The sequence below is a fragment of the Glaciecola sp. SC05 genome, assembly GCF_041380235.1.
GTDB lineage: Bacteria > Pseudomonadota > Gammaproteobacteria > Enterobacterales > Alteromonadaceae > Glaciecola.
The window spans coordinates 1-18,166 of record NZ_JBGIYY010000013.1 but is presented as its reverse complement, the minus strand read 5'-3'; the positions used below and the strand labels follow the sequence as shown (position 1 = coordinate 18,166).

Below are 18,166 nucleotides of genomic sequence, written 5' to 3'. Positions count from 1 at the left end.
GCTGCTTCATTACCTAATCATCTCTTTCTGAACCATAGTAGCTATAACCATAATAACCACCCGTTTCTGAGTTTGCGATCGACTTATTAACCAAAAAGCCAATAGCCATATCAGGATTTAATCTTTCGACCGACTGTTGTATATCATGAAGCTTAGATTTACCTTCTTCAACCACTATTACTGCTTGTCCGGCAAAGCTAGCAAGAATTGCCGATTCATTAATGCCGATAATGGGAGGTGTATCGATAATAACTACACGGTCTTTATAGCGGGTAGAAAACTCGTTAACGGTCTCGTTCATTATGCCGCTGGCTAACAACTCTGTGGATAGGTGATGCGAGCTACCAGCAGGGATGATGCGCAGTTTTGGTACATTTGTTCGATAAATGACATTACTTATATTATCAGTCTCTCCCAATAGGTAATCCATTAGTCCTTGTCTTGCGTCAACATCCAAAGTTCTGAGTACATTTGGCTTTAGAACATCGGCGTCAACTAGTAAAACTGTTTTGTCTTGTTCGGCGGCGATACTAAGAGCCAGGTTCACTGCACTGAATGTTTTACCTTCAGATGGCCTCGCACTGCTAACCATAATTATATTAGCGTTAGGAAGAGTTTTAGACAATGGACCAAAAGCATTTTGAATTAACTTACGCTTAATTTCACGATATTCTTCGTTAATTTGCCTGCGAGCGTTAGTTAATGTTACAAAACCTAACTTTTCGAGTCTCTCTAAATCGATTTCGATATATCTTGCAGGGTCGTCTTCGGCGTCACTTTTTACAGAACTAGGGACTTCTGTAGAGGAGGCCAGGATTTCTATTGGTTCATCCGTAATTTTATGTTGTTTATCTGCTCCGGCTGATACGACCTCGTCATTTTTCTTCTTCTCAGTAGCTCTTTCTAATGAGTTATGTCCCGCATCATCAGGGATTTCCGCACCTTCATCAGTTGTACTGGTATGCTTTTTAACTTCGGCGTCGGCTAATTTTGCAGCCTCAGCTTCTTTTTGTCGCTGTAAGGCTTTTTCTATTGTGCTCTTCATGACATCACCTTACTTAGTACATTAATATTCATGATGTCGGCCACCACTAAAACACTATACATAAATAAAATTGCACCACTTGATGCTATAAACACTAACATTCTGATCCGGTTACGCTTTTTAATAGCATCTAGCTGCAAGTGGGTAACCGCGCCTAATATCGGGAAGCCCGTCATAGTAGTTAGCTGCTGGCCGCGCACTAGCACTGGGGTGACTTGACTTAGTATAAATGCAATAGCAATCCCAGCACCAAATCCAGCAATAAGAATTCCCGTATAAAAAACAAACCTATTTGGGCCTGTTGGGCTAGGGGGCGCTAATGGCGGTTGAATAATTCTAAACTGTAAGTCTTCAGATGACACTTCAGCTCGTTTGGTAATATCAGCCGATTCTTTTCGTGCCAGCAGTTCTTCGTACTTTTGCTTTACGATGTCGTAGTTTCTGTTTTTCGACATGCCTTCGGCTTCAATTTGAGGAACAAGGTCAATCTTGTTTTGCAAATCACCTATTTTGCTGACGAAATCCGCCTCACGCACGCGTAACGATGCGACTTGACCTTCGAGTTTACTTATTTCAAGTGTGATCTCTTGATTCAGCGGATTAAGCTGTACCTCACCAGTGTCTTCTTGGTTCAAGAACGCTTGTATTTCTTTGTCACGAGATTCTTGTAAAGATGCCAATAAGGTGCCAGTCTCAATGACGTCTGGATGCTTATCAGTAAATCGAAGTTGCAGTTCGTCTAGTTTCTCTTCAAGCCCCCTAATTCGGGCGTCGTAGCGTGTAGTGATGACAGGCGCATTCTCATTGTCTCTAACTGAAAAACTATCAGAAGAGGTTCGTTGACTAGTTAAACGAGCTTTCAAAGAATTGGCTTGCTGCTGCGCCTCTCTTATCGCTAAGCGCGTTTGACCAAGTTGCTCGTTCATGCTTTGCAGATTGCTATGAAAAGTTCCTTGCAATGGCAATATCGCAGCGTGTTCTCGCTGAAAATCAGCACGTTGTTGCTCCGCTTCTGACAAACGCGATTCGTACTCAGCAATCTGCTCATCCAAAAATCTAGTTGCTGTGTCTGAATCTCGGCGATTATTGCCTAGCGAGCCTTCAACAAACAGGTCAAGTGTTTCTTGAACCACCGTACGAGCAAGTTCTGGACGTCTTGCGGCATAAGAAATAGTGAAAATGTTATCTCTGCCAGTCGAACGAAGTTTGATGGAACTTGTTAAACCCGCTATTAATTCTTCGTACTGCGCATCGGTTGTCACCGTGATGTCTAAGTCAGACTCGCGAGCAATTTCTTCAACATTGGTGCGACTCAACAGCGTTTTTGCCATCATCTGCACTTCTTGCTCAGGATTGGTATATATCGAAATACCAACCAGCAATGGCGCAAGCATCGAGCGCGTGTCAACAAAGACTTGAGCTCGAGATTCGTATACATCGGGAAGATTTGCCACATAGGCAAAACCAATCGGGCAAATAAGCCAAGAACTAATAATAAGATACCGCTTACGTATCCAAATCCCTCGGATATAATCCAGCACGAGCTGGATTGTTTGTTGTAAATCTTGCATTTAAATTCTCAGTTGTTTAAAACCAGGCTTCAGGAATAATGACCACGTCACCAGGTAATATATCGACATTTTTTGAAATATCTCCATCTGTAATTAAATCATCAATGGCGATTTCGAAAGTGCGATGTTTTCCATCAACCACTCTGACCAGTTTTGCGTTATTGCCATTCGCAAACTCGGTTAGGCCGCCGACTTCTATCATTAGGTCAAGCAATGTCATGTGTTGGGTATAATTAATGGCTCTCGGATTGGTTGCTTCGCCAATTACTCTGACTTGCTCACTAAACGGACCGACAAAACCTGAGACCGAAACTGTTACACGCGGATTGTTAATATATGTCGATAATTGTTCTTCTAACTGGCGGGCGAGCATGGTTGGTGTGCGCCCGGCTACTTCGACGTCTTCAACCAGAGAGGTAGTGACTTTGCCGTCCGGTCGTACTCTAAACGAACCAGAAATTTCAGGGTTGCGCCAAACAAATATCGAAAGTTGATCACCAGGGCCTATTAAATAATTGTAGTCGTTAACGTCGGTCGTTAATGAGGCTCGGGAGGTTGCGCTGGGGAGATCGCTGTTGCTTGAGCATCCGCTTACCAGCAAAGCGCCAAACAGCACGCTTAAAGCGATGAAAAATTGTGACGAGTATTTCATGTTATTTTCCTTAATGTCTACGCTTTGTGTTGCGCGCAAGCACACAACCTTTGTTGTTTTTCGATATTAACTTTAAAATTATGCACTAATTGAAGATGAATTTCACTACTTACGTACTGAAATTGAGTATTTACCATCTTGCTCATTTGTCTATAATGCATGCAATCCTAATGTAATGCCGCTAAACTGCACGCGCAACCTTTTAATTAAGCGGTTATGATTTATAAAGGAATATTAAAAATATATGGCTTCAGCTAAACAGTCACCCAGTCGGCGTTCGGCAAAACTCGTAATATGTGAAGCAGCCATTATTGCCTACGTCGCCTATTTTGCGGCGCTTGGTTTAAAATGGTTAGACATTATTTACTCAGTGCATACATTTTCCACAATATTTAATGTGGCGATTTTTACCGTCGCGGTGGTCGTCATAAATTTATCGGTCGGCTTGTACGAACCGAGACTAAGAGAACCGTTTAGGGGTATTATTAGACGAATATTCGTAAGCGTTATCTTAAGTTTCTTTGCTGTTACGATTATTTCTAACGTTATATTCACCCAATTTTCAACAAATTCTTTGTATGCACCTACCGCTGTTCCCTTAATTATTTTAGCGCTCGTTATCTTTCGCTACTTTATTCACAACACCGACACCTTTTACAGTCGCCCTAAGCTTCTAGTGCTGGGCGCAGGTGTAAGAGCCTCTGTTATCGAAAAGCGTATGAGGAGAGATGTGGATCGCGCTGATTTTGATCTTGTGGGTTTTATTCCTGTTGCGGGTGACGACAAACAAGAAGGCATTAAAAACGAAAAGCGTATCGATATTGACTTAGAAAGTGATCTGACAGAGTTTCTTATCGAAAATGAAGTGGCCGAAATTGTTGTTGCCTGCGACCAACGTCGCGGCACGCTGCCCATCAAACTATTGTTTGATGCCCGACTCAAAGGCATTAAAGTATCTGACCTGCTCGATTTTATGGAGCGGGAGACTGGCCAAATTGTGGTTGATTTAATGTATCCAAGCTGGGTGATTTATTCAAATGGCTTTCAATCGCAAAACTATTTCAGAGAGCTTGTAGACTACTGGATTAATGTAACCTTGGCGGCTATCTTGCTGTTCTTTACCTGGCCTATTATGTTGATCACAGCGTTGATAATTTATATTGATGATGGTCGCCGAACAGGAGCCTCTGTGTTTTACAAGCAAGAGCGCGTTGGCTTAAACGATAAACCATTTAATATCTTAAAGTTTCGAAGCATGCGCCCCGACGCTGAAAAAGACGGCGCACAGTGGGCAAACAAAGACGATAATCGCGTTACATCTATTGGTGCATTTATCCGCAAATACCGAATCGACGAGCTCCCACAGCTAATTAACGTGATTTGCGGTGATATGTCATTTATCGGCCCGCGCCCAGAGCGCCCAGAGTTTGTTGAGCAGTTGATTAAAGAAGTACCATATTACGCGCAACGCCATAACGTTAAGCCTGGTTTAGCAGGGTGGGCGCAATTAAACTACCCTTACGGGGCAAGCGTAAACGATTCTCTTGAAAAACTTAAATTCGACTTATATTACGTAAAGCACCAGAGCTTATTGCTAGATTTATTGATTTTGATAAGAACTGTAGAAATCATTTTGTTTGGTAAAGGAAGATAATAGTGAGTAAAGCTAAACAAATGAGCCAGCGTGTTCACGCCATGACAGTTGACGTTGAGGATTACTTTCACGTCTCTGCTTTCGAGTCAGTTATTACACCCGATGATTGGTCGAGTATCACTCCAAGAGTTGGAGATAATACGCACAGGCTTATCGACCTGTTCAACGAAAATAACGTCAAAGCGACATTTTTTACCTTAGGCTGGGTTGCTAAACATTGCCCCGACGTTATCAAGCGTATTGTCGATGAAGGACACGAACTGGCTAGCCATGGCACTAATCACCGTCGCAATACCATGATGACTGAAAGCGAAGTGCGTCAAGATGTATTAGAAAGTAAAGACATATTAGAACAAACATCGGGTCAGCCCATCATCGGCTACCGTGCGCCTAGTTTTTCGATTAACAAAGACAACCAATGGGTATTTGATATTTTGGTCGATTTAGGCTTTAAATATTCTTCTAGCACCTATCCCATCGAACATGATTTGTATGGTGTGCCAGATTGGCCAAGGTTTGTGCACAAACGAAAAGAAGGCATTATAGAAATTCCAGTGCCTACCATTGCACAAAAATCGGGTAATAAAGGCATTGGTGGTGGTGGCTACTTCAGGTTATATCCATATTGGTTATCAAAAAGACGTATCGATGGATATTTAAGAGAAACCGACCAGCCTTATAACTTTTATTTCCACCCGTGGGAAATCGACAGCGAACAACCACGCGTCCAAAATGCACCGTTTAAATCTAAACTTCGTCACTATGTGAATTTGCATGTCATGGAGAAAAAGCTAACCAAACTGATGCAGGACTATCAGTGGTCGAGCATGGCAGATGTATACAAGGACCATATCGTTTGACAGATACAAACATTCAGGTAAATAGAAGGCCGGTATTTTTAGTTAGCGCAATACTCATCACTGTTTTATGGGCCTTACTAGTGTATGAAGCGCTTTACAGCGCAGCTGTCATTTGGATTGGTAATGAGATATTTAACCATTGTGCCCTAGTTATCCCCGCAAGTATTTATCTGATTTGGGAGCGCCGAAAAGAAATAGACTGGGCGAGCGCGAGCAGTTCAAATTTAGCGTTATTCTTCTTGTTTGGGCAACTACTACTGTTTTTACTAGGGGTTGCTGGCGATATTCAGTTGTTTCAGCACGTCGCTATCTTTGCCATGTTGCCCACTTTGTTTTGGTGTTTTGTCGGTAATAAAGTAGCGTGGCAACTAAAATTCCCGCTTTTATTCGTTTTGTTTGCGGTTCCGGTAGGCGAAGAACTCGTACCTTTTTTACAAGAAATTACCGCTGATATTTCGGTATATATGCTGCAGTTAAGCGGTATTCCACTATTTCGTTCTGGCCTATTTATTGAAATCCCCCAAGGAAAGTTTTTAGTTGCAGAAGCCTGTTCAGGCGTTAGCTTTTTAATTGCATCAATCGTAATTGGTAATCTATATGCCTATATGAATTTGAAAACCATGCGCCGACGTGTTTTCTTTGTACTGCTGTCGGTAGCCGTCCCTATTTTAGCCAATGCGGTGAGAGTGTATGGCATTATTTTGGTGGGATATTGGTCAGATATGGAGCATGCAGTGGGTGCTGATCATCTTATATACGGTTGGTTCTTTTTTGCATTCGTCATTGTTTTATTGCTGGCTATTGGTGAATGGATTCGCTCGAGAGAGAACAAATCCCTGAAAGCGAAAGCTGCAGGCCAAACCGACGACGCTAACAGCCAAGAAGATGCGGCTTCATATGAAAGTGAATCTTCAGCAGTAAGTGCATTCCCAGAAGTCTCTAAGGCGACCATAGGAGTACTAGCGGTTCTTGTAGTACTTAGCTTATATCAAGCGTATCGTATGAGTAATTTGGCCCCCGCTGTAAATGTTTATCCGACCTTTGCGCTCAATGCAACTGAACCCGATAACGTACTTCCTAGCTTAGAATGGACACCTATTTTTAATCGCTCTACCGTCCAGTCTAAACAAACTTATCAAGTCAATGGTGAAAACTTTGACGTATTTTATGCCAACTTTGATGGCAGCGGTGAAGGTGAGTTGGTGTCGTCCTTACATCGACTGTATCAACAAGACCGATGGACGCTGACACAGCGCGAGCGCACCCTTGTAAACGGCAAACCGATGCTGTTAGACAATGTCACATCGTCGATTGGAATCAAGCGCAGTATTTATTATTTTTATGTGGTTGACGGTAAATGGATGACCTCACGTCAAACAGCAAAACTTCAAAAAGTGATACAAACACTTCAAGGTCAACAGAGTCAGGGAGCAATAGTGGCGGTCTCGTTTATAGAGTACGATAATCAGAAAGTAGACCCAATGCCGGCTTTAGAGTTAGTTGAAGCATATATTTCCGAATCGTTTTTAGGCAATTAATAGCATGGAGGCTAATAGTTTAAATAAACGAATACTGGTGTTAACCGAAAACTTCCCGCCAATTTCAGGAGGCAGCGGAAGGTGGTTTTGGGAGCTGTATTCGCGATTGCCTGCCCAAAATATTGTGGTGGTGACTAATCTTCATGATGATGCATCTGAATTTGATAGTCATGCCCCTATGCTTATTGAACGAATACCCTTAAGTTGCCCCCAGTGGGGATTTAAGAGCTTGTCTGGCCTGAAATTCTATTACCGCACCGTAATGCACTTGCGGCGCCTTGTTAAACTACACAATATTGATGAAATACATTGTGGCCGAGTAATTCATGAGGGAGTGAGTGCATGGCTATTTAGTTTGATGAGCAAAGTGCCCTACATTTGTTACGTGCACGGCGAAGATGTTGAAACCGCAGCGACCAGCGGTGAACACAATTTAATGGTTAAGCAAGTTTGTAAACGCGCACAGTATATTATTTGTAATAGTCACAATAGCGCAGACATTGTTAAGCGTTTGAATTATGCGAATGACGACAAACTCCATATCTTGCATCCTGGCGTAGATGCGCAAAAATTTGTGCCGGCAGAGCCTGACCCCGTATTTAGACAAAAAATGGGATGGACAGATAAATTTGTCATCATAACCGTGGGCCGTTTGCAACAGCGTAAAGGGCAAGACAAAATGATTGAGGCGATGCCTCTTATTTTGGAAAAGCACCCTGAGGCAGTTTATGTAGTAATAGGAAACGGGGAATGCAAAGACGAGTTACAAGCTTCAATCACTGAGCTTGGTTTGGAGGCGAGCGTAAGCTTACTCAGCGAAATATCAGATGCAGATATGATTGCTTGCTATCAACAATGTGACTTATTTATTTTACCCAATAGAACCATCGACAACGATATTGAGGGATTTGGGATGGTGCTGGTAGAGGCTCAAGCATGCGGAAAGCCAGTGATAGCGGGTGATTCTGGTGGGACAAAAGAGACGATGGTGGTTGGTGAGTCTGGATGGGTAATTGATTGCCGACAAGCCAATCATATTGCAATTCAACTAAATGAGCTGATTGCTCAGCAAAGATTGTTAAGAACATCCGGAATTAGAGGTCGAGCGCATGTGTTAGCCCATTTAGATTGGCAAGCACACGTTAACAAAGCTGTAAGTCACTTTACGAAGCGATAAAAAACCTAAATATCTTTAATTTTTTTTGCCGGGTTACCTCCTACAATTGTATTTGAAACGGTTTTACTCGTCACTACCGCTCCAGCAGCTATAACGCATCTTTTTTCTATGCTCGCCATTATTAATGAGCCATTTCCTAACCAGCAGTTGTCACCAATACTAATTTTTTCAAATTCGCCACCTTGGTCTTTTATGGCGACATTTGGATTATCAAAATTATGTTGGCCCTTACCACTCATGATATGCACGCCGCTGCCAAGTAATGTATCTGTGCCAATAGAGCACAGACCAATATTACATTGAGGTCCAATATAAACCCCAGATTCTATTTCAGTATCAGCTTGTGAAAAGATAGTGCCAAACCCAATGACTGCACTTGGATCACATTTTTTTAAAGCAAAACGGTAAAACCCCGCCCGCAAATAACTGCCAACTTTTCCGGGTAGCAATGACAAAAGCTGGCTTAATGTAGATATAGCCTCATCTTTTCCTGCTGCAAAACCCAATAGAAAAAATAGTAACGTGAAAGGAAGCATAATAAACACAGCTATCCATTGAGCAAAAATTTTAAGTGCCGTTTTCATGATCTTTCCTATTGGTCTCAATAGCGTATTTAAGAGGTTTTAAAACACTGGGCCATGAATATTTCTCAGTGATTGTGTTATACGCTTTACTGCCGATTTTCTTTCTAGTTTCCTCATCGTTTGCCAAGAATAAACACGCTTCAGTAAAGCTATTATGTGTATCTGCAATAACCATATTTGTGTTCTGTTCACTTATTATGCCTTCGGCACCTAAAGTCGTTGTTACTACAGGAATGCCGCATGACATAGCTTGTAAAACTTTGTTTTGAACTCCTCGAGCTATTTGGAAGGGGGCGATAAACACGTCAGCCCGATTAAAAAATGGCATGATGTCATCCACAAATCCAGTTACCTCGATGGCATTGTCGTTGGTTAATGCCCTTATTCTTTGGTCAGGGTTCATCCCGGCTATAGTCAGTCTAGCGTTTGGTACTTTTTCTTTTATCGTGCTCCAACATTCATTTACAAACCAAAGCACTGCATCCACATTGGGCTTATAGTCCATAACACCGGTAAACAAAAAATCGATAAACTCAGTTTTAACATGAGCAGGTTTGAATTCATTTTGATCTATGCCGTTGCCAAGTATCTGCAAATTATCACAATGCAAAACTTTTGACTGAAACAAATCAAATTCCGCCTGCGCAATAACGAAGGCAGTGTCAAAATGTGCCATCACTTTTTGTTCTAATCTCTTTATCAGTTTATGCTCTCGTTTGTAAACAACGTTCATTGGCCAATTGCTGTTATCTGCATATTGTAGCCATTTGTCTGAGTCGACATCCATGAAATCCATTAACAAAAGTGGCTTGTTAATTACTCTGAGACTAAATACATACCTAGCCAATGATGAGGCGGAGCACAATATAACATCAGCTTCCTTAGCGAAGGTGTCAACGTCATTCATCAGTTTAGACGTAAAAAAATTAGATTCGCTCAGCGAACGCCCTTTTAATATTCCGAGTAGAAATCTAAATACTTTGCTTTTTAGCGGTTTTGTAATGACTTTTATATTTAATTTATTAGCTAAATCATTTGCGTTTGTAAACTCATTTACCGTGTCGATCGGCGATAGCACAGTAAGTGAATGGCCCAAATTATGCAGATACTCAAGTTGATGGTACGTGCGTAGCTTTTCACCTTTGTTGGGCGGATAAGGAACTCGTTGAGTAATAACTAAAATGCTTGCCAAAAAATTTATTCCTAGTCTTCTTTAATTACGCTAATGACGCTAGATTACACAATTGCGTAACTGAATTCATCGTTAAAAACAATCTAATTCATTTGCATGTGAATAAACGCATTATTTCATGTAGACTTCAGTGGGTTTGGTCACTAATTTTCTTTTAAGGGCTATTATATTAATGCAATCAGTTCTTCGCTCAGTGTATTGGATCTGCATCTTAATTGGATGCTCGTTACTTCTCATCAATTTATATGGGTTAACTCAAACGATGCGCCCGCCTGTTTTCTTCTCCGATCAACTTAGGTTTGGTGCTAGTGATATTAGTTTGTCTTTGCATGAGTATCAGCAAGCTGTTAAGAGGCGGCCCGAAGAAACTGATGAAGAGTATGCTAAGCGTCTTACCAAAGTTATTTCCCAAGGTACAGCTCATATACATTGGGAACGATATGACCCGGTCAAATTTAACCAAATGGTACCATTATGGGAGAATTGGATTTTGCACTTAATGGGACGTTTTTCAGGTATTGCTGAGTATGAGAGATATCATTTTGTTGATCCAGATAAAAGTATAGAGCGTGGCATTGGCATTTGTGGTGAAGTTTCTATGCTGATGACAACATTGCTTGAGCAGAATGGCATTGAGGCGAGAATGATAACTGTGCCAGGCCATGTCGTTGTTACGGCCGAAATAGACGGACGCGCTAAAATATTCGATCCAGATTTTGGGGTGGTTTTACCGTTTGCTGCTAGTGAATTAAAAGACAACGCAGAAGTTGCAAGTCAATTGTATGTCGATGCAGGTTATAAGCCGCATGATAAAGCTTTTTTTCTAAATGCCTACACCAAACCCTACCGTATATGGGAAGGGCCAGAGCACTTTATAACTACTAAATTTTACTTTGAAAAAGTTTCATACTGGCTGATTTGGTTGGTGCCGCTTTGCTCAATTGCGTTCGCTTGGCTTATTAGTTTGCTCATAAAAAACAAAAAGGCTTAAGAGTCCTTGTTCAATGGTGATTTTAAATCGGCACTAAAAGGACTAATTTTTAGTGCTTTTTTCTGTTGCCTTCTAATTGCAGCTGCTAACGCTACTTATTGGATGTTTAGTGACCCATCAAGCACTATGTTGCAGAAGTTTAGTAAAGTACTAATTGGCTCTAATTTAGGCACTGAGAACACCCAAAATATTCACCCTAAAACAATCGTGAAAGAGTTCTCATCATTCCAGACTAAAGTTCCAGATGGTTTTGTAATCGATGTTGTGAATACAAATCAAGAACTGAAAAGGGCGATTGCAAGGGCTAATAAAAATAATGGTCAAACCGCTATATACCTGCAAGACGGCAATTACAATTTAGGGAAAACGATCCGAATTGTTGCAAACGATATCATGTTTTTATCTGTGTCTGGGAATCCCTACAAAACCTCTATCAGTGGCTTAGGGATGAAACAAACGAAAGGTGTGCACAATATTTTTGAGGTGCGCGCAGATGGTTTTGTACTTGACGGTATTTTATTAACGGATGCGCCTAACCATTTAATACAAATTGCTGCTGAAGATAACGCCAGTCGACCGATTATTCGTAACTGCATTTTGCAAGACAGCTATGAACAAATGCTCAAAGTCAGTTACGACCAGGCATCACGGCCTAAAAACATTTCTTATGATGGCGTTGTTGAACAATGTATATTTCAGTATACCCATGGTATTGCGCCCTACTATTATACTGGAGGAATAGATGCTTTAGGTGCAAAGGGCTGGCGAGTTGAAAATAATATCTTTAAAGATATTGCAAGCCCAAGCAAGCACATAGCACAACATGCAGTGCACTTTTGGGTAAATGCCTCTGATAATATAGTAAGTCATAATATTTTTATTGATAATGACCGTTCGATAGGTTTTGGTATGAAGCAGAGCAGGCGCCAAGTTGAAAGCCTGGATTATTTTAGTCAGGGCGGTATTATTAGTAAGAATGTCATATATCACTCAGACAATGGTGACCCCTTCGCTGATACTGGCATTATTTTAGAAGCAAGTTTAGACACAATAGTCAAAGATAATTATATTTACATGCAGCACGGCTATCCGCGAGCCATCGAATATCGATTTAAAGAAACACGTAACGCGATTATCGAAAACAATAATACTAATAGACTTATCAGTTCTCGGGATGGCGGAACAGCAAAGCTCTCAGGGAACAAAAATAACCTAAACTCGCTGACTTTTTTTTATAAACTAGAAAGCGCATTAACAACGCAAAATATTTTGCATCTAGCTCAGCCAGTTAATGGTGAATCAAAAAATGATTAATATCGCATTTCTGCATAGCGTAGCTAAAATAGGTGGCGCTGAACGAGTCTCTCAAATGCTTATGTTAGGTTTGAATAAACAAGAGTTCACATCAACACTAGTATGTCCGGAGAAGGGGGATTTAAGCGAATGGGCAGATACAAATGGCATTGCATTTAGTCTATTACCGATTGCCCAACCAGGCTTATCAAATGCTTTAAGTTCGATAAAACAAATTACCCAATGGGTAGCATGGCTAAAAACAAATAAAATTGATGTTATCCATACTGCTGATCCATATTGCACAAGAGCGATAGCGATACCTGCTAAATTAAGCGGAACAAAAGTACTGTCGCATTTTCATTTTCCTTTTGCAGCAACTCAGTTGCAGTGGCTATTTAATAATTTACCAAAGCCAAACGTATGTGTTTTTTGTAGTGAAGACCTGCAGCGCGAAGTAGGCAAGCACTTGAAAAGCATCGCGCCTAGCTCGAAGCTTCTTTCGATCCATAATGGTGTGGATGTTACTCGTTTTAAACCGACAGACAATGTATTAGCCAATAGAATACATATTGGAATTGTTGCGAACCTTCAAATGCGTAAAGGCCACGATGAATTCATTCAAATGGCATCACGGCTTGTAGAGCGATACGATAACTTACATTTTGACATAATTGGTGGCGATATTTTAGAAGAACCTCGTGAAGCAAAGCTCAAAGCTATGAGTGTTGAGCTAGGTCTCAAAGACATTATATCTTTCCATGGCCAGGTGCCAGACGTTCTTTCACGACTAGACAAGCTAAATATAGTAGTGTGTGCGTCACATCAAGAAGCTTTTCCAATTGCGATTTTAGAGGCAATGGCGATGCAAAAACCGATTGTGAGCACTGATGTCAACGGTATTCCTGAGGCGCTAGAACATGAAGAATCTGGCCTTTTAGTGCAACCTCACAATGCAGAGCAGTTGGCATTCGCAGTTTCAAGGTTATTAGATGACCCAGACATGCAGCGGCGCTTAGCTAAAAATGCCAGAGCAAGGGTAGTCGAGCATTTTAACGTTTCAATTTTTGTAGACAGATTCGAACATCTTTATAGGGATATGATGTGAGCACAGAAAGCTTTGAAGCGAAGGTTATTACTGAGAGTGGAAATGAAAGTACTAACGAAGTATTGGTCAGTATCATTATGCCCATTTTTAATCGAGCAAGGTTTTTAGCTGATGCAATTGCATCGATAAAAGCACAGCAATATCAAAACTGGGAGCTTTTTATTGTAGATGATGGCAGCTCCGATAATTCTATTGAAATCCTGTCTAAATTAATAATAGGCGTTACACAATCTATTACTATCATACAGCAACCCAATCAGGGACCAGCAGCGGCGCGTAACTGCGGCATAAAGAAGTCAAAAGGCGATTTTGTTGCGTTTTTTGATAGCGATGACCTATGGCTACCTCACCATCTAAAAAACTGTATTGCTGCTTTTAGCGCACACCCTGAGCTAAGTTGGGTTTATTCAGCATGCGAGCGAATAGAATACGATACAGGCCAATGTTTACAAGCCAGTACTTTTTATAGTGATGGTCAGCCCAACAAGTTATTTGATATTTCTAGGAAATGTGCTGATGGCACCTATCTACTAGACACTCAGAAAGCCATTTTGCTGCAGCTTAACCAAGGTTTAGACAATGGTCTGCAAAATTCAGTGCTCAAAAAAGAAATTTTAAATAAGCATCTCATCCCCAATTACAGAGTGGGTGAAGACAGGTTGTTTATCATTATGGCCCTTAAGAGCGGTTTCAAGATGGGGTTTATTGATGCAATTCATGTCAGATACCACGTACACGATGAAAACATCTCAGATACAAACAAGAATGAGCCAAACTATAGTAAGCGGATAGAGTCTTTAAAAAGACTAATTCATGCCAAGCAAGAATTACCAAAGTTAGTTAGACTCAACCCCTCTGAGTTAAGGGTGTTTAAAGAGCAGCTTTCAAAAGAAGTGTTCTGGGAGCTTGGGTATTCTTTGTATCAAGCTTCAGGCGATTATAAAAACGCACTGAATTGCTACCTTAAGGGAATTGCACTCGGGCCCAGTGATTTCAGCTATTACAAAACGCTTATCATTAGTCTATTTAAATATTTATTAGCAACAATTCAAGGCAATAAGAAATGACAGTAACAGATAGTACTCCCTTAAAAACAGTTGTTATTGGCGCTGGCGCAATTTCTCAGGAATGGCATTTACCTATTTTATTAGGTAGATCGGATTTTACTGTTGTGGCAGTCGTAGACAGGTCTCCCAAGACCCAAGCATTACTTTCAAAGGCCTATCCGAATTTAGCAGTTTACTCTGACATTTCTGAAATAGAAGATTCAATCTATGATGCTGCAATTGTTGCAACGCCCGTTGCATTTCACTTTGAAATAAGCAAACAACTCTTAAATACCGGTAAACATGTCTTAGTTGAAAAACCGATAGCTTTAAACTCTGTGCAAGCTTCTGAGCTTGTGGCTGTTGCGGAGAAAAATAATCTTGTGCTAGGCGTTTCATTATATCGAAGACTATACCCAAGTGTTGTACTGTTAAAAACATTAATACATGAGAAGGTTTGGGGTGATGTAAAGGGCTTTACATTCAATTGGGGAGATCTTTATAGTTGGTCTGCCAGCTCACTTGGAAATATGACCAAAGAGCTAGCTGGTGGCGGAGTTTTAATGGATCTTGGCCCCCATGCACTAGATTGGTTATCTGAACTGTTTGGTCATGATGTCGAACTGCTCTCATATGCAGACGATGCAGTAACAGGTATCGAAACTGATTGCTGTTTAAAGCTAAAGTTTAATTTCGCTAATAAACCATTGGAGGGCACACTTGCACTTTCTAGAATTAGAAAGTTAGGGGGCGAAATAGTAGTTGAATGTACAGATGCTAATTTAATGCTCAGTGTTGGGGAAAGGTTTAATGTTACTGTTTTACCAAAAATACATGAAAGTGAGAACGTTAAAAATAATCTCGTATATGAGTGCTCAGATACTAGTCAAGATAGTGAACAGTGGTTTGAAACATTTGCGCGAGAGCATGATGATTTTATAGGGGCAATAAAACATAAAGAACATCAAAAACTATCTGGTTTAAGTGTACTTTCGGCAGCAAGAATAATAGATGCTTGTTATGCCAACAAACTAGATTTAAGATTTGATTGGAATGATACTAAGAACCTGAAGATTCCAGATCTATCCGGAGTGAAGTCTATTTTTATTACTGGTGCTTCGGGATTTGTCGGTGGTCGGTTAGTCGAGATTTTGGCTGAGCGAACTGATATTGAAATATTTGCAGGTATAAACAATCCAAACAAGGCAACGAGACTATCTAGATATAATATTAATATGGTGCAGTTTGACTTAAACGACCTCTCTAGTATTGGTGAAATACTAAAGAGGTGTGACACAGTTGTGCATTGTGCTATTGGAACAGCGTATGGAGATGATGCCGCTGTTTACAAAACAACAGTTGATGGAACTACTAACTTATTAAACGCCGCTGAGCAAAATGGTATCAAAAAGTTCATACACATGAGCAGCTTAGCGGCAATTGATATGAACTCGCCACAGTCTAAGATAACTGAAAATAACTGCGTCGAATCTCCCGAGAAAAGTATTTATTCATTATCCAAATTAGATGCAGAAAAAAGTGTAAGTGCACACGCTACTCAATCTGCTATGCAAATTACTATTTTGCGGCCAACCACAATATACGGGCCTCACTCCCCACTTTTCATGATAGGTGCGGGTAGCCAAGCAATAGCCAATGGTATTTGTTTAACAGAAGCAGCTGCATTAAGCCCTTCTAATAGCGTTTATATTGATAATTTAATTACTAGTATTTTATTCCGGTTAGACAGCGAAACATCCCAATTTGAAGTGTATTTTGTAAATGACGACGACACATTCACATATTCTGATTTTTATTCATTTTTCACTGATAATTTTGGAAAAAAACTAACTATTGGACCTGTGTCAGTAAAAAATAGCAGAGACAAGGAGCGAGGAACAGTGTCTCTAATTTTGGATGAGATAAAACAAATTGCAAAGTCTAACGAGCTGAGAAAGTTGGCGTTGAAACTTTTTAACTCGGATAAGCTTGGCACCCCTGCAAGATGGATGGTAGCGAAATTTCCTATAATTGAGTCTAAACTTCGTGATGAATCAGGCCCTGTCTATACTCAGCGTAAAAACATTGAGAATAACCAACCAATAGAATCATCAACAAAGGCCTTAGTTTCTATGCAAAAGTTCAAAGAAGAACTACCGGCTTATCACCCGATAGACAGGCAGCGTGCATTAAGATTAACGGAAAGTTGGTTGAGATTTTGTTTTAACAAGACGCTTTGAGTAATAATTAGCGATATTAGGGGAGCATTAAACTAACCTAGCCTAACAAAATAAACCAAGGATTGCTTTACATGGTAGTTATATTAGAGATACTTCGAGGGCTTGCAGCACTTTGGGTTTTTGTTTTTCACGTTAAAGACAGCATTTTTCTTTTAGATAGCACTTCCATATTTTACCGGTTTTTAGATATGGGTTACCTTGGAGTGCCTATGTTTTTTGTGATATCTGGATATGTTATAACGTTTTCAGCGGAGTCACATATTTCAAGCAACAAATCTCCTCTAGTATTCATAAAGAAACGCCTTTGGCGCGTTTATCCTACTCTTTGCTTCTCGATTTTCCTAATCGTTTTGTTACCCGTAATTTTTGAATTCTTGAGTTTGATTAAAACGGGTAACTTCTCGTCTCCTTTAGTTACCATTAATGAGAATTTACAAAAATACTCACTCTTTGAATGGGCGAACGTATTTTTACTTACGAAAATATTTTGGCAGCAATATGACTCGCTTGCGGGAGAATTTGCGGGCGTAAATACTGTTTATTGGTCGCTCGCAATAGAGGTTCAGTTTTATTTTGTTGTGGCTTTAATGATGTGTTTTAAACAGCACTTCAAGAAGCTAGTTTTTTGTGTTTCTATTCTGTCCTTAGCTTCTGTATTGTTTCCCATTCCGCTTAATGATGGGTTCTTTTTGAAGTTTTGGTTACCATTTAGTTTTGGTATAGTGGTGGCTTATCTAGTAAAAGCAGAGCGGGTACCATTCTCATCTGGAGTTACGCCTTTATATTTAATGGTTTGCGTTGGCTACACAATGATTTGCATTGTGTTTTTCTACAAATTCTCTCCAAATGATATGACTCTTGGCGTAGATCTGGGGAATCTACTATTTTCACTGCTATTTGGTGTTGGTCTGGTACTTTTATATCCTATCGAAGTTTCATTAGTGACTTTTAACAAAACTAGAGTCGGGCTTTTTCTGCTCCGTCCTTTTTTGATACTGGGTTCAATGTCCTACTCAGTTTATCTTTTGCACACTAAGCTTTATGTTATTGCAACATCATTTACAAATAAAATATTTGAAACGAAAACAATAGAGTTTGGGATGGTTACAATTCTATTGACCTTAATTCTTTGTTACCCAGTGTACTATTTTATTGAGAAAAAATTTATGAGCTCTAATTTGAAAAGTATCGGTGTTTGTCAAACTAGTTGTCGCG

Annotated in this window: 15 protein-coding genes; 10 read left to right on the top strand and 5 right to left on the bottom strand. The window is 40.3% G+C overall.

The features are described 5' to 3' along the window. Window positions 1-13: 13 nt before the first annotated feature. Genes AB9H30_RS12585 through AB9H30_RS12575 form a run of 3 tightly spaced genes read right to left on the bottom strand, consistent with a single transcriptional unit; the run spans window position 14 to window position 3,268 of the window. A complete protein-coding gene (locus AB9H30_RS12585) occupies window positions 14-1,045 on the bottom strand; it encodes an XrtA-associated tyrosine autokinase (RefSeq protein ID WP_371195037.1) in 1,032 nt (343 codons plus the stop codon). Continuing rightward, the gene (locus AB9H30_RS12580; protein WP_371195036.1) at window positions 1,042-2,616 is read right to left on the bottom strand and encodes an XrtA system polysaccharide chain length determinant; all 1,575 of its coding nucleotides are present in this window, start codon (window positions 2,614-2,616) and stop codon (window positions 1,042-1,044) included. Before AB9H30_RS12580 ends, AB9H30_RS12585 begins: the two co-directional genes overlap by 4 nt. A gap of 16 nt (window positions 2,617-2,632) precedes the next feature. Continuing rightward, window positions 2,633-3,268 (bottom strand): XrtA/PEP-CTERM system exopolysaccharide export protein, encoded by a 636-nt coding sequence (locus AB9H30_RS12575; RefSeq protein WP_371195035.1) that lies wholly within the window; start codon window positions 3,266-3,268, stop codon window positions 2,633-2,635. Between the two features lie 244 nt (window positions 3,269-3,512). On the opposite strand from AB9H30_RS12575, the gene AB9H30_RS12570 reads away from it, so the two are divergent. From AB9H30_RS12570 to AB9H30_RS12555, 4 genes are read left to right on the top strand one after another with little or no spacing between them, the layout of a single operon-like run. Then, window positions 3,513-4,922 carry a TIGR03013 family XrtA/PEP-CTERM system glycosyltransferase gene (locus tag AB9H30_RS12570; RefSeq protein WP_371195034.1) on the top strand — a complete coding sequence of 470 codons (1,410 nt, stop codon included), beginning with the start codon at window positions 3,513-3,515 and terminating at the stop codon, window positions 4,920-4,922. A gap of 20 nt (window positions 4,923-4,942) precedes the next feature. Then, entirely contained in the window at window positions 4,943-5,782 is an 840-nt protein-coding gene (locus AB9H30_RS12565; protein WP_371195157.1) for an XrtA system polysaccharide deacetylase, read from the top strand. Further along, entirely contained in the window at window positions 5,779-7,320 is a 1,542-nt protein-coding gene (gene xrtA / locus AB9H30_RS12560) for an exosortase A (protein ID WP_371195033.1), read from the top strand. The genes AB9H30_RS12565 and xrtA overlap by 4 nt, the downstream gene beginning before the upstream one ends. Window positions 7,321-7,324: 4 nt before the next feature. Next, window positions 7,325-8,497: a glycosyltransferase family 4 protein gene (locus AB9H30_RS12555; protein ID WP_371195032.1), complete on the top strand. Its 1,173-nt coding sequence runs from the start codon at window positions 7,325-7,327 to the stop codon at window positions 8,495-8,497. A 5-nt stretch (window positions 8,498-8,502) separates the two neighbouring features. Here the strand turns inward: AB9H30_RS12555 and AB9H30_RS12550 are convergent, their stop codons facing one another. Together AB9H30_RS12550 and AB9H30_RS12545 are read right to left on the bottom strand one after the other, a co-directional pair. Then, window positions 8,503-9,081: a DapH/DapD/GlmU-related protein gene (locus AB9H30_RS12550; protein ID WP_371195030.1), complete on the bottom strand. Its 579-nt coding sequence runs from the start codon at window positions 9,079-9,081 to the stop codon at window positions 8,503-8,505. Next, window positions 9,065-10,273: a TIGR03087 family PEP-CTERM/XrtA system glycosyltransferase gene (locus tag AB9H30_RS12545; protein ID WP_371195029.1), complete on the bottom strand. Its 1,209-nt coding sequence runs from the start codon at window positions 10,271-10,273 to the stop codon at window positions 9,065-9,067. Before AB9H30_RS12545 ends, AB9H30_RS12550 begins: the two co-directional genes overlap by 17 nt. A gap of 172 nt (window positions 10,274-10,445) precedes the next feature. Here AB9H30_RS12545 and AB9H30_RS12540 point away from each other — a divergent pair, with 172 nt between their 5' ends. The 6 genes from AB9H30_RS12540 to AB9H30_RS12515 form a co-directional block, all read left to right on the top strand. After that, window positions 10,446-11,264, top strand: coding sequence for a hypothetical protein (locus AB9H30_RS12540; protein ID WP_371195028.1), 819 nt, complete (start codon window positions 10,446-10,448; stop codon window positions 11,262-11,264). Between the two features lie 102 nt (window positions 11,265-11,366). Continuing rightward, complete coding sequence (locus AB9H30_RS12535; RefSeq protein ID WP_371195026.1) at window positions 11,367-12,578, top strand: right-handed parallel beta-helix repeat-containing protein; 1,212 nt, start codon at window positions 11,367-11,369, stop codon at window positions 12,576-12,578. Beyond that, on the top strand, window positions 12,571-13,665 hold the full coding sequence (locus AB9H30_RS12530; RefSeq protein WP_371195025.1) for a glycosyltransferase: 1,095 nt from the start codon (window positions 12,571-12,573) through the stop codon (window positions 13,663-13,665). The genes AB9H30_RS12535 and AB9H30_RS12530 overlap by 8 nt, the downstream gene beginning before the upstream one ends. Beyond that, window positions 13,662-14,732 carry a glycosyltransferase gene (locus tag AB9H30_RS12525; RefSeq protein ID WP_371195024.1) on the top strand — a complete coding sequence of 357 codons (1,071 nt, stop codon included), beginning with the start codon at window positions 13,662-13,664 and terminating at the stop codon, window positions 14,730-14,732. The genes AB9H30_RS12530 and AB9H30_RS12525 overlap by 4 nt, the downstream gene beginning before the upstream one ends. After that, window positions 14,729-16,951, top strand: a complete 2,223-nt coding sequence (locus AB9H30_RS12520) for an NAD-dependent epimerase/dehydratase family protein (protein WP_371195023.1) — start codon at window positions 14,729-14,731, stop codon at window positions 16,949-16,951. Before AB9H30_RS12525 ends, AB9H30_RS12520 begins: the two co-directional genes overlap by 4 nt. Window positions 16,952-17,022: 71 nt before the next feature. Next, window positions 17,023-18,166 (top strand): acyltransferase family protein (locus AB9H30_RS12515; protein WP_371195022.1); only part of this gene is annotated, 1,144 nt, incomplete at its 3' end.

Coding starts and splice junctions, on each gene's coding strand:
- AB9H30_RS12535 (WP_371195026.1), top strand. CDS start 11,367: ATGTTTAGTGACCCATCAAGCACTATGTTGCAGAAGTTTAGTAAAGTA.
- AB9H30_RS12530 (WP_371195025.1), top strand. CDS start 12,571: ATGATTAATATCGCATTTCTGCATAGCGTAGCTAAAATAGGTGGCGCT.
- AB9H30_RS12570 (WP_371195034.1), top strand. CDS start 3,513: ATGGCTTCAGCTAAACAGTCACCCAGTCGGCGTTCGGCAAAACTCGTA.
- AB9H30_RS12550 (WP_371195030.1), bottom strand. CDS start 9,081: ATGAAAACGGCACTTAAAATTTTTGCTCAATGGATAGCTGTGTTTATT.
- AB9H30_RS12575 (WP_371195035.1), bottom strand. CDS start 3,268: ATGAAATACTCGTCACAATTTTTCATCGCTTTAAGCGTGCTGTTTGGC.
- AB9H30_RS12555 (WP_371195032.1), top strand. CDS start 7,325: ATGGAGGCTAATAGTTTAAATAAACGAATACTGGTGTTAACCGAAAAC.
- AB9H30_RS12565 (WP_371195157.1), top strand. CDS start 4,943: ATGAGCCAGCGTGTTCACGCCATGACAGTTGACGTTGAGGATTACTTT.
- AB9H30_RS12520 (WP_371195023.1), top strand. CDS start 14,729: ATGACAGTAACAGATAGTACTCCCTTAAAAACAGTTGTTATTGGCGCT.
- AB9H30_RS12580 (WP_371195036.1), bottom strand. CDS start 2,616: ATGCAAGATTTACAACAAACAATCCAGCTCGTGCTGGATTATATCCGA.
- AB9H30_RS12585 (WP_371195037.1), bottom strand. CDS start 1,045: ATGAAGAGCACAATAGAAAAAGCCTTACAGCGACAAAAAGAAGCTGAG.
- AB9H30_RS12540 (WP_371195028.1), top strand. CDS start 10,446: ATGCAATCAGTTCTTCGCTCAGTGTATTGGATCTGCATCTTAATTGGA.